We start from the raw sequence: 11927 nt of genomic DNA, 5'->3' as shown, positions 1-11927 counted from the left end.
CTCATTATTATATTATAAATTTCACGTTAATTCGTCAAGACATACTTTCATCTTACCCTTTTTACATGGTAAGATGTAGAAAAGTCGGAAAAAGGATGCGGTAATGATGAGTAATTCGAAGTACTTTCAAACTATTTTAAACGGGACTATTCACGCTTTAAAATCCATTCTTCCTATGGATATAGAAGTAAAGTCGCCCAGTATTATTTCTGAACCCTTTCAACAGCAGCAAATGGGCGTATTAATTGGTTTAATTGGAGATGTAAAGGGTCGCGTTATCATTGATTCATCCCCCGATGTGTTTAGCGGGATTGGGAGTACCATGTTCGGTATGCCACTGGAGGGAGAAATGCTAGAATCCTTTACTGGAGAATTTGGTAACATGATTGCAGGAAATTTATGTACAACTGTTGGGCAAGAAAGCTTAGAAATTGATATCACTCCGCCAACGGTGATGGTGGGCAATACAAAATTATACGGCTTTGAAAAAGCATTTGTTCTCCCAGTCTCGGTTCCAAGCATTGGTGCATTAACAGTTCTATTAACCATCGAGGAAGAAGGATAAAAAACTAGAATGGATCATTGTATGCAAAAGCCTACAGCCTTCATGTATAGGTAGAAAAAATGGGAAGGAATGTGCAAGTCTTTCTCCATCTATTGTTTTTATTAAAATTAAGCAAAATATAATAAGATAACAAGCTCTCTCAATGACTTTTGAGATGGCTTGTTTTTTTCTTTTTTTAATTCTTCACACTTTCTTCACATAATACGTGTAGAAGTGTGATTTTTTTCACATCAAAATGATATGGATTTTTATATGATGACAGTAAGAAACACAACAATAAAAAGCGTAGGAGGGGCAAAAATGGCAAACAACAAAAAGAAGTCAGATGAAAATTTAAAAGGTTCACTCTATGCAGTTTTTGGAGTTGGTATTATCATCATTTTACTTTGGGTGTACTGCTTCGATTTGTTCATTGGAAGATTTTAATATATAAAGAAGGGACAGAAACATATGCACATACATAAGTATGAGAAGTATTGGCTTGTGTTCGGAGTTGCTACTTTAGTTGCATTCCTGATCATTCTCGGTATCGGGGCATTTCATCAAGGCTCCCATCCGAACAATGGTAAAAAAACACTAGATTACGAGAAAGTGAAAGAGACAGCACCTTTTGATAATCCAGGAGTCCATAAGGTCGAGGGAAAAGATTGGGATTATGAAGTGGTAGTAGTAGCTTCTGCATTCAATTATAATCCTCCACAAATTGAGGTACCACTTGGTGCAAAGGTGAAATTCATCGCAACAAGCGAAGATGTTATGCACGGTTTTGAGGTGGCAGGTACGAATATCAATATGATGCTTGAGCCTGGTTATATTTCGGAATACGTAACAGAAGTTAACAAAGTAGGCGAGTTTTTAATCGTATGTAATGAGTATTGTGGTACAGGACATACGATGATGCACTCTATGCTAAAGGTGGTGGATTCAAATGAGTCACACTAATTCGATGACAAAAGTAGATCGTCGCGATGCAAAGCTAGCAATGGCACATATTTATGTGGCATTCATCTCATTGCTATTAGGTGGTCTTGCAGGTTTATTACAAGTATTTGTGCGTTCTGGTCAATTTACATTACCAGCAGGCATTGGCTATTATCAAGTTTTAACAGTACACGGTGTATTACTTGGTCTTATTTTAACTACATTCTTTATTTACGGCTTCCAAATTGCTAGTGTAAGTCGTACATCTGGTACATTCACTGCTAGTCAACGTAGACTTGGCTGGATCGGTTTTTGGTTAATGACAATTGGTACAGCTGCTTCAGCAACCATGGTTTTATTGAACAAAGCAACTGTACTTTATACATTCTATGCACCCCTAAAGGCACACTGGATTTTCTATTTAGGCCTTACATTAGTCGTAGTTGGTTCTTGGGTTGGCGGCGCAGGTCAAATTTTACGTTATGTACAGTGGCGCAAAGAAAATAAAGGTAGCGGACAACGCAGCCCATTATTATCGTTTATGGTAGTTGTCAATAATTTAATGTGGTTCGTGGCAACACTTGGTGTAGCAGCTTCTGTATTAATCCAACTGTTACCATGGTCATTAGGTTTAATTGAACGTGTCGATGTTGCATTATCCCGTACCCTCTTCTGGTATTTCGGGCATGCACTTGTATACTTCTGGCTATTACCTGCCTACATGGTTTGGTACGTGATTATCCCAAAAGTAATTGGCGGAAAAATTTTCTCCGATTCTTTAGCAAGACTTTCGTTCATGCTGTTCTTACTCTTCTCTATTCCTGTTGGGATTCACCATCAGTTAACAGAGCCTGGTATTGATGGTACATGGAAGTTCATTCAAGTTGTATTAACGTTCGCTGTAATTGTCCCATCTCTTATGACAGCCTTCTCGATGTTTGCCATGTTCGAGTTACGTGGTCGTGAATTAGGTGGTAAAGGGCTGTTCGGATGGTTTAAAAAATTACCATGGAAAGATGCTCGTTTCTTCGTTCCATTTATCGGTATGGTGGCATTTATTCCTGGTGGTGCAGGTGGTATTGTCAATGCCTCCTATCAAATGAACCAATTAATCCATAATACCATTTGGGTTACAGGGCATTTCCATTTAACAATTGCTACAGCTGTTGTTTTAACTTACTTCGGTGCGGCCTTCTGGTTAATTCCACATTTAACAGGTCGTACATTGACGAAATCATTAAATAATCTTAGTAATTTCGCTGGTATCTTATGGGCTACTGGTATGACGATTATGTCTTCTGCGATGCATATTGCTGGTCTTATTGGTGCACCTCGTCGCTCAGATTACTCAGAATATGGTGGTGCTTCACAGGCCTATGATTGGATTCCTTATCAAATCGCACAAGCTGTAGGCGGAACGATTCTCTTTATCGCGATTCTAGTCATTATGTACATCGTCGTGAAATTAGCTTGGTTTGCACCTAAAGGTGAGGAAGAATTCCCTATTGGGGATGTACATGAGCTTAGCGGCCCAACACCAGCTATTTTAGAAAACTTCAAAGTATGGCTTGTTATTTTAGTAGCGTTAATTTTATTCGCTTACACAGTGCCTATTTTCGACATTATTTCGAATTCACCGGCTGGCTCCAAAGGCTATCAATTGTGGTAAGCATTTAGACATAAAAAGCGATTTCTCAGAAACGAGAAATCGCTTTTTTGATTTTATCCTTTTGATAAATTTATAAGAAATCATATGTAACAAGATATTGTATTTTAAAATTTATATTCGATAAACCACAAAAGGATAAGATGGGAAGGGTAAAAAAGGTAAGATACAATCTTACTAATTTTAAAATCAAACTTTTTCTGTAAGGGGATTATCAATACTGCTAAAATAGAAAACAATTGTATCATAGGATAATTATAAATAATTACCCCTACTAAAGTTAGAATCGTTACAGAACTTACCAACTTTATATTATTATCACAAAAATAAAAACAAATAATTAAAAGCACACCATAAATACCATATTCAAAGTTTAGAAGATCACTTATTAATGTTAATCCAACTATAATTGAAATTTTAATAGATATTTTAATGTTAGCCTTTAATATAATTAATGAAAATAGGCCAATAAATAAAGTAAATAAAACATTGAAATACCTAGTTCCAAATACTAATTGATACGGCAATTGAGAAATTAAAGCCAGTATTAATAATCGAAATCCATACTTTTTCACATCTTTTGTTCTTTTCATTCCTATTGCGATACCATATGCAAACAATGGAAAAGATAATCTACCTATCATCCTTAAGATCATTACATCAGGGAAAAAAATGTAACCTATATGATCGATTAACATTGTAAAAATTGCTATAAGTTTTATCATTTGAATAAAACAATTATTTTTTTATCAAAATCGATAAAATATTGCTTGCCTTCTCCTATTTTCTCTTTTGTAAATTGATTCTTATATACAAATATGTTTACATCACCATTTTGTGCATCATATTTAACCGTTAGAATATAGTCCTTATTAAGGGTAATTACATACTCTTCTGCTGGAATTGAAATTATAGTTTTATTTTCAGTGATACTAATAATTTCTTTAGTTCTGTCATTTTGCTTTGGATCAACAATTGTTAGACAATCATCGTCTACAGCATAAACAATATCATAAAGAGTATTGAATTGTTTTCTTTTAATTATTTTTGATTCTAAAATTGAATAATAGACTAATGTTGTTTGGTTATTAACAAAATCGTTAATTTGGAAACTCATAATACCATTAGTAATATCTCCTCCAAAATAAGGGTAACCGCACTTGTGATTACAAGTAGAAATTCGAGTGAAAGTTACATCTAATTTTAGTTTTAAATTATGAATTAACTCTGTTATAGGAAGAATATAAATACTATCATCTTCTTTTAAAGTCTTTTTGAAGAATTCGTGATTTGTTTCAGACATAAGGAAATGTTGCTTTTTGTCTTTCCAATTATATTTTCCATTTTGAACATATATATAATCAATTTCTCCATTTATAAAAGTGTCGATATAAGAATTGAAGAGTACATCATATTTATTCCCGGTATTATAGAAGACTTTTTCAACTGAATCAACTAAAATAATATCATCTAATACTTGTAATAAAATATGGCGTCCATCGAGATTGTATATATAGCTTCGGGAGTTTATATTCTGAAACTCTTTATATCTTTCTTTATCAAAATTAATTGAACAGATTTTTTCTTCTGTCCATAAAACGCAATCAAATTTGCTTATTTCTAGATTAATATTATTCTCATTACAACTTATTGAAAAATAAAAAAAATGAGTATCTTTTTTATTTTTCATTGTAATTTTATTGGCAAATTTATTGAATACTAACTTGGAAGTATTATTTGTGATCAAGTCGTAAAGCAATACTCCTTTATATACATTTCCAAACTCTCTTTCTCCTTTATTATCTTCGATAGAGAAAACGATTTTTTGTTCTAATGAAATATCTATTTTTTCACAATATAAAGTAAAATCTATTTTTTTAATTTCAAACATCATGTCACCTCTTATAAAATCCTATTAAATTTTGTAAAATCAAATAATAATTAACCAAAAAGCAGATAAATAAAGCAATAACTTCTTTTTATTATAGAAGCTATTGCTCTTAAATTACATGTAAAAAATATGATTATCTTTCTTTACATAGATTGCTCTACCTGTTCGTGGATCGATTTGAGTTTCTCTTAATGGATGCCAGTGTTTATAATAACCATCACCTTTACCAAAGGATTCTGTTGTGTGGTGAAGTGATGCAGGTGGGTTTCCATTTCCACCTTTCCTTGCAGCTTCATTTGACTTACTTTCTGTTTTAGCCCATACATCTACTTTTTCAGATCCTTTAATGGCTGCAAATGCAGAAGCATCATCTTTAAATGCAGAACCAATATAAACATCGCCACCACTAATGAAAGCTTGGTAATAGTTGTATGGTTGATTTTTATATTTTGACCAAACATGCGTTGCTAAATATGCAGTTACACCTGCAATAGTAATCGCGGCTGCATTGGCGGCTAACCAGCTTAATAAAGCGGCCCCTCCCCATTCAATAACAGGAAGTAAGCCTAGTAATGGTCCTTGCGCTACTACCTTTTCAGTAAATTCTACAGTTTCTTCGATTTTGAATTTTTCAGCTGAATTAACATCTGTAAATACAGCTTTAATACCGTCTTCTGATAATTCCTGTACATCAACCGTGTATTCGTATTCTTTATCACTACTAGCAAATTTTAGTAAACCTTCATCTTTTACAATAGCTTTTAATGTATATTCATTTGTATTTTTATCTAAAGTAGCGTATAACTCATCTCCATTTGGATGTACAGCTTGGGCAATAATAATATCTTCAGTATTTTCTATAATTTGAAATGCATTTTCAATTGGCTGATCCTCAAAATTATTCGCTAAAGCACCTGTACTAAAATTTGCAAATGCCAGGCAAGCAATCACAAAAACTAGAAAAAATTTCTTCATCATTTAACTCTCCCTTATCTATATCACTACTATTTTACTAATTTTTCCAATAGACAAATTACGTCTTTATAATTACGAGTTTGATATTGATCAATTATCAGTGCTATAAGACCCGTAATATGTGGAGTGGCTATGGAATTCCCTTCAGATACTATGTATTTCCCACCTATAGCTGTAGTAAAAATATTATTTCCAGGGGCAAAAAAATCTACTTCTTCAGTAGATAAAAGATTTTTCCATTCTAAAGAAGCTACAGCAATTACACCCTCATATAAAGCGGGATAACCAGGACCTCTTTCTTTGTTGTTATCAATAGCTGCTACGATAAATATGCCCGCATTAATTGCTTTATTAATTACATTAAAAAATTTTTGATCATTTTTGATTGTGGAAAAACTCATATTAATAATATCTATTTCATTGTCGATGCACCATTCAATTCCTTGAATAACATCTTCAATTTCCCCTTCACCAAATTCATCCAAAACTTTAATAGGATATATTTCCGCTGATGGAGAAATACCTACTACACCAATATCATTATTTTTCGCGGCTATAACTCCTGTTACTTTCGTACCATGTCCTGAGTCGTCAATAGGTAAACTATTATTGTCAATTGCATTGAAACCTGTGTTTATTTGGCCTTCAAAATCAGGATGTTCAAAATCAAGTCCGGTATCTAATATTGCAATCCTAATTTTCTCACCAAAATATCCTTTGTCCCATACCTCTTCAACTCGAAAATGTTCTATACCATCTGGATACGCTTGGTTTTCATATAAGTCTTCAATTGAAATATTTTTTTTATGTTCGTATAAGAAAGCCACACTTATAATACATATTGCTAGAAAAACATATTTTTTAAATCTCATATTCAAAATTCCCTTAAACTAGTTTATTTATACCAAACTTATAACCTAATATGATATTGGATTGGAACTGGTAAATAGGCAATTTATCTATTAACAATCAAGTAGTTACTCCCTCCTTATAAGTTATAATTACACAATATGGAACTATTTAATATTAATTGGTAAAAATGTAAATATCAATACAAGTAAATTATTGATTACTTTGAATAAAGAAAACAAGTATTATATGTACAAATAGAAAAACGTTTTTATCAAAATATCGTTAGCGATATAAATTATTTTTAAGACTCTTGAAAGTAACAAACTTATAAAATTGCTTTGTGATGTTCCTATATCTGTACATAAAAAATCATTTATCTTGACTCCTATTTATGGATAATTATGGATTATTTTAGCAGTAGTTTTCCTTGAGTTAATCCCTAACTTCCCCATAATTCTTTCATGGTTGATTTTAACGATGAATTTCTCTTAATCCCTAAATTGAAAATTGCACTAATCCTTGTGCCAAAAAAGCGCCCTATAATAAATTTCTGAACTGCACCCCAATTGTTAAACACATCTAACAATGAAGTGCTCCCCGTCAAGTAGACAGTGGAAATAATAAAAATACTTTATGCGGCTTGATCCCTGAATTCCAAGGGGCTCAAGCCGTTTAATTTTTCTTGATAGCGCTCTAAATTATAAAACGAAATGTATCCTACAATTGCTTTTTTAAGCGCTTCATATGTATCATATTTATTTAAATAGTATTTTTCGCATTTGAGCGTACCCCAAAAAGCCTCAATTGGTCCATTATCGATACAACGTCCCACTCTAGACATACTATGTACCATCCCGGCATCATCTATCATCCGTTTGAAAAATTTTGAAGTATATTGATAACCACGATCGCTATGAATAAGTGGATGCTCATCCTCTTTTAATTTTTGTATAGCTGGTATCATCGTTTGAAAAACAAGTTTGTTGTTATTCGAATGTCCTAATACATAACTTACAATCGAATTATCGTATAAATCAATAATGGCGCTTAAATAAGCCTTTTTGCCATTTCCATATTTAAGCTCCGTGACATCTGTACACCATTTTTGATTAGGTTGATCTGCTTTGAACTCGCGACTGAGTATGTTTTCTGCTACATAATCTAGATTCGATTTACGATATTTTTTTCGTTTTCTACGGATCACCGATTTTAATCGACACATTTTCATCAAACGATAAATACGTTTTTTATTTACCATCGGTAAATCTACTTTTTCCCGATGGCGATTGATTGTAAGTGTGATGCGTCGATATCCATAAATCCCATCTACTTGTGCATAAAGGTACTGAATTGATTCTAGAAGCTGTTCATTCTCGATTTCTCGTGCTGATGGATGACGGTTCAACCACTTATAATAAGCAGCACGTGTAACACCGGCAATTTCACATAATAAAATGATTGGCAATGCTTCCTTCGCCGCTAGTTCTTGAATGACAATATAACGGTTATGTATACGACTTTTACTTAACGTCGCCTCCTTTCGATTTCCTCTAACTTTTTTAAGAAGAGATTTTCTGCACGTAATCGTTCATTTTCGCGTTCCATACGTTGGATTTCTAAACGAAACTTGTCTTCAGTGCTTAACTCTTCTTCTAACTTTGTACGGCCACGGCGATCTTGTAAACCTAATTCCCCGGATTTTTCGAATTTTTTTACCCATTGATATACTTGTTGGTAAGAAATCGCATATTGTTCAGCTGTTACTTGATAATTCTTTTCGTTGGCAATACAAGCTTGTACTATTTCAATGCGCTCCTGTACTGTTGTTTTTCTTCCTTTAGTCATAGTTTGGCTCATTCCTTTACTCGAATCTTTTAATTCACTATGACTAGTATACTTTTTAATCCAATTTCGCAAAACGGATGTGCCAGAAAGTCTATATTTTCTAACAGTTTCTCTTAATGAATAACTTCCTGAAATATAGTCTTGAACAGCTGCTAGCTTTATTTCTTTCGGATATGTATTATGATTTTCACTTCTATTAAGACTTTCCTCTCCAAAAAACAAGTAATTATTTTGCCAATCTTTGATTGTTCTTGAATCAACTTTATACAACTCGGCCACCTCATTAAGAGTGAAATGGCTATTTTCATAGAAATTTAGAATTTCTAATTTTTCTTCTTTTGAAAAGCTGTATTTTCTCATAAAAAAACCTCCCCAATAGGCAAACAGATTTTATTTTTTAATCTGTCTACTTATTGGGGAGCGTATCACAACTAGAGGTGCATTTTTCATGACCAAATTTAAAAATAGAGGCTGTTACAAGATACCAGGTTGGTTCTGAGAGTATGAGAGACATCACAAAGCCTCTTGGTACTGAAGAGTCGGTAGTCTGTAATTGGATTAAGCAATTCAAATACCATGAGTTTTGGAACAAATATTGAGTTTAAGAAATATCGACAGGATGCTTTTTTTGATAAAAATTTAATTTTAGTTTTCTATGTTCAAATATTTTTCTGAATCCTTGAAAATATAAAGAGAATTGTACTTATAGCCGCCTAATTTAATAGACAAAGCCGAGGAAATGTTACAGTTAGCATTCATGCAGTTGTATTTGTGCAATGAATGTTTCATTTATCTTCTCCTCCTAATTTTAAATATAATAAAAAGCACTCTCTCAAGAATGCTTTATAAGTCAGGATATATTGTTTTATTGTGAAACTTTATATCTTTCTCAAAATATTGCTGATTTTTTGAAATAAACTTCCTTTAATCAGCTTGATTTTTACGATGAACCTCAGTAAGATCTTTTATATAAATTAATGAATAGTCATCTTTAATATCCACTTCTAAAAAGTAATATTTTTTAGTTACTGTATCTTTTACTTCTATTGCTAACACCCCCATTCCTCTTAGGTAATTGTTTTCTTCAGATTTTAAATTTTCTCTACCAATGCCATAGTTAGTTTCAATATAGTTTTCCACATAGTTGTATACGATAGCGTTTCGAGATTTAGAATTAAAATAATTATAATTAATAAAAATAGCTACTATACGTTTTTTTCGGAGCTTTTGGTGCTTTCCTTTTTGAAGGAGAACGGGTTTATAGGCACTTCTAAAAAAACTCGTAAGTTCAGCGATAGATGGTTTTAAAACTCAGTTGTCCCTGATAAAAGCGACCGACAATTTGTTCAGGCGACCAAGTATCCCGCAACTTTTCTTGAACAGTTTCTTTTACTTCTGGCGTACATTTTGACTTGGCACCACAGTTGGATTTATTTTTGTGGTAACGTACCTGTGCTTCGTCAGCCGTACTACCGGCGTGGTGTTTTATTTCTCTGGAAATCGTAGAAGGTTGACGATTTAAGAGTTTCGCTATTTTACGAGTCGGATAATCAAGTTCTAGGTATGATTCTATTTAATTTTAGTAGTCTTAATTATATTCGCTTACACAATTCCAATCTTCGAAATTATTTCAAATTCACCAGCGGGCTCAAACGGCTTTAAGCTTTGGTAAAGCAACAAGCGATTTCTCTACAATGAGAAATCGCTTGTTTTTTTATAGTTGATAGAGCTTCCTATATTTATCTTGTAAATAGTCTGCTAAGTATTTAGCATTTAAGCCTTCCCCTGTCGCTTCTTTAAGTAATTCGAATGGCTTTTTCAATGCTCCATATTGATGAACTTTCTCAGTTAGCCACTCTCGAATTGGCAGTAGCTCTCCCTTTTCTAGTAGCTCATCAAAGTTTGGAATATCCTTATCCATCGCATGCTTCCACTGTGCTGCATAAATCATTCCTAATGCATAGGATGGGAAATAGCCAAACATACCACCTGACCAATGCATATCTTGTAGCACACCTTGAGCATCAGACTCAGGACGAATGCCTAAATATTCCTCATATTTATCATTCCAAACTTGTGGCAAATCTTTCGCCTGTAAATTACCATTGAACAGATCACGTTCAATTTCATAGCGAATCATGATATGTAAAGGATACGTTAGTTCATCTGCTTCAATACGAATAAAGGATGGTTCGACCATATTGATGGCACGTAAAAAATCGCCTAATGCAACATCGCCAAATTGTGCTGGTGAGAAATGCTGAAGACGCTCGTAGTTATGCTCCCAGAACTTTTCATTTCTGCCGACAAAGTTTTCATAAAATAATGATTGAGATTCATGAATACCCATTGAAGTACCAGTAGCCAATGGCAGACCTGCAAGCTTTTCATCAATGTTTTGTTCATACATTGCATGACCACACTCATGAATTGTACCAAAAATGGCAGAACGGAAGTCATTTTCATCATATTTAGTGGTAATACGAGCATCTCCATAGTTTAAGCCAATCATGAATGGATGCACACTTTCATCCAAGCGCCCTGCATCAAAATCATAACCAAGCTGAGCAAGCAATTCTAACGATAATTCACGCTGTGCTTCACGTGGGAAATGCTTAAATAACATGCTTGTATCTGGTTTATTCGATGAATTGGCAATTTTTTGGACAAGTTCCACAATGGATGTACGTAGGTCACCAAATACTTGATCTAAAACATCAGTCGTCATATCTGGTTCATATAAATCGAGTAATGTATTGTAAGGAGATCCATTTTTAATTCCCCAATAGTGAATGAATTTTTTCTGCCATTGAATGATTTCCTCTAAATATGGAAGGAATAATGCAAAATTATTACTTGCCTTCGCTTCTTCCCAAGCAGTTTCAGACTTCGATTGAAGAATGACATATTTTTTATACTCGTCAGCTGGAATTTTTTTGTTTTGATCATAATTCTTTCTTACTTCTTCCACTAAACGCAATGTCACATAGTCAAGATTAGCTTTTTGTGACTCTAAAGCTACTAAAAGCTCCCCCAATTCTTCACTTGTTTGCATATCAAATAAAGAAGCAGATAACGTACCGATTACCTCTGAACGTTGTGCTAAACCTTTTTTCGGTGCACCTGTACGCATATCCCAATAAACGACATTGAGTGCTTCCTCATAATGCTGCATTTTCTTCACATAGTCTGTAAATTGTTGAACTGTCATG

Annotated in this window: 11 protein-coding genes; 4 read left to right on the top strand and 7 right to left on the bottom strand. The window is 33.5% G+C overall.

The annotated features are described in order from the left end of the window. The first annotated feature begins 106 nt into the window (after positions 1-106). The 4 genes from V6670_RS08205 (at position 107) to V6670_RS08190 (ending at position 3155) form a co-directional block, all read left to right on the top strand. On the top strand, positions 107-565 hold the full coding sequence (locus tag V6670_RS08205; RefSeq protein WP_036118321.1) for a chemotaxis protein CheX: 459 nt from the start codon (positions 107-109) through the stop codon (positions 563-565). A 300-nt stretch (positions 566-865) separates the two neighbouring features. Then, the gene (locus V6670_RS08200) at positions 866-991 is read left to right on the top strand and encodes a hypothetical protein (RefSeq protein WP_255358839.1); all 126 of its coding nucleotides are present in this window, start codon (positions 866-868) and stop codon (positions 989-991) included. Positions 992-1015: 24 nt separating this feature from the next. Continuing rightward, positions 1016-1507: a cytochrome b5 gene (locus tag V6670_RS08195; RefSeq protein ID WP_036118325.1), complete on the top strand. Its 492-nt coding sequence runs from the start codon at positions 1016-1018 to the stop codon at positions 1505-1507. Beyond that, positions 1494-3155: a b(o/a)3-type cytochrome-c oxidase subunit 1 gene (locus tag V6670_RS08190; RefSeq protein WP_141902972.1), complete on the top strand. Its 1662-nt coding sequence runs from the start codon at positions 1494-1496 to the stop codon at positions 3153-3155. The genes V6670_RS08195 and V6670_RS08190 overlap by 14 nt, the downstream gene beginning before the upstream one ends. Positions 3156-3259: 104 nt before the next feature. On the opposite strand, the gene V6670_RS08185 is transcribed toward V6670_RS08190, so the two are convergent. From V6670_RS08185 to V6670_RS08155, 7 genes are all read right to left on the bottom strand, one after another. Beyond that, the gene (locus V6670_RS08185; RefSeq protein ID WP_180957763.1) at positions 3260-3850 is read right to left on the bottom strand and encodes a TraX family protein; all 591 of its coding nucleotides are present in this window, start codon (positions 3848-3850) and stop codon (positions 3260-3262) included. A gap of 23 nt (positions 3851-3873) precedes the next feature. After that, a complete protein-coding gene (locus tag V6670_RS08180; protein ID WP_145991276.1) occupies positions 3874-5046 on the bottom strand; it encodes a hypothetical protein in 1173 nt (390 codons plus the stop codon). Between the two features lie 111 nt (positions 5047-5157). After that, positions 5158-6021, bottom strand: coding sequence for a hypothetical protein (locus tag V6670_RS08175; RefSeq protein WP_145991278.1), 864 nt, complete (start codon positions 6019-6021; stop codon positions 5158-5160). A 26-nt stretch (positions 6022-6047) separates the two neighbouring features. Beyond that, a complete protein-coding gene (locus V6670_RS08170; RefSeq protein WP_058845103.1) occupies positions 6048-6890 on the bottom strand; it encodes a S8 family serine peptidase in 843 nt (280 codons plus the stop codon). Between the two features lie 611 nt (positions 6891-7501). Next, a protein-coding gene (locus V6670_RS08165) for an IS3 family transposase (protein WP_141905954.1) occupies positions 7502-9075 on the bottom strand; the annotation gives its coding sequence in 2 pieces (ribosomal slippage) (positions 7502-8433 and positions 8433-9075; 1575 coding nt in all). Between the two features lie 564 nt (positions 9076-9639). Next, positions 9640-9855, bottom strand: coding sequence for a hypothetical protein (locus V6670_RS08160; protein WP_180957764.1), 216 nt, complete (start codon positions 9853-9855; stop codon positions 9640-9642). Positions 9856-10429: 574 nt separating this feature from the next. Continuing rightward, the gene (locus V6670_RS08155) at positions 10430-11926 is read right to left on the bottom strand and encodes a carboxypeptidase M32 (RefSeq protein WP_338653542.1); all 1497 of its coding nucleotides are present in this window, start codon (positions 11924-11926) and stop codon (positions 10430-10432) included. Position 11927 lies beyond the last annotated feature (1 nt).

The organism is Lysinibacillus sp. Y5S-8, assembly GCF_036894365.1.
GTDB lineage: Bacteria > Bacillota > Bacilli > Bacillales_A > Planococcaceae > Lysinibacillus > Lysinibacillus fusiformis_D.
The sequence above is the reverse complement of the archived record's forward strand: the minus strand, read 5'-3'. Positions and strand labels throughout refer to the sequence as shown.

Coding starts and splice junctions, on each gene's coding strand:
- V6670_RS08205 (WP_036118321.1), top strand. CDS start 107: ATGAGTAATTCGAAGTACTTTCAAACTATTTTAAACGGGACTATTCAC.
- V6670_RS08200 (WP_255358839.1), top strand. CDS start 866: ATGGCAAACAACAAAAAGAAGTCAGATGAAAATTTAAAAGGTTCACTC.
- V6670_RS08195 (WP_036118325.1), top strand. CDS start 1,016: ATGCACATACATAAGTATGAGAAGTATTGGCTTGTGTTCGGAGTTGCT.
- V6670_RS08190 (WP_141902972.1), top strand. CDS start 1,494: ATGAGTCACACTAATTCGATGACAAAAGTAGATCGTCGCGATGCAAAG.
- V6670_RS08185 (WP_180957763.1), bottom strand. CDS start 3,850: ATGTTAATCGATCATATAGGTTACATTTTTTTCCCTGATGTAATGATC.
- V6670_RS08180 (WP_145991276.1), bottom strand. CDS start 5,046: ATGATGTTTGAAATTAAAAAAATAGATTTTACTTTATATTGTGAAAAA.
- V6670_RS08175 (WP_145991278.1), bottom strand. CDS start 6,021: ATGATGAAGAAATTTTTTCTAGTTTTTGTGATTGCTTGCCTGGCATTT.
- V6670_RS08170 (WP_058845103.1), bottom strand. CDS start 6,890: ATGAGATTTAAAAAATATGTTTTTCTAGCAATATGTATTATAAGTGTG.
- V6670_RS08155 (WP_338653542.1), bottom strand. CDS start 11,926: ATGACAGTTCAACAATTTACAGACTATGTGAAGAAAATGCAGCATTAT.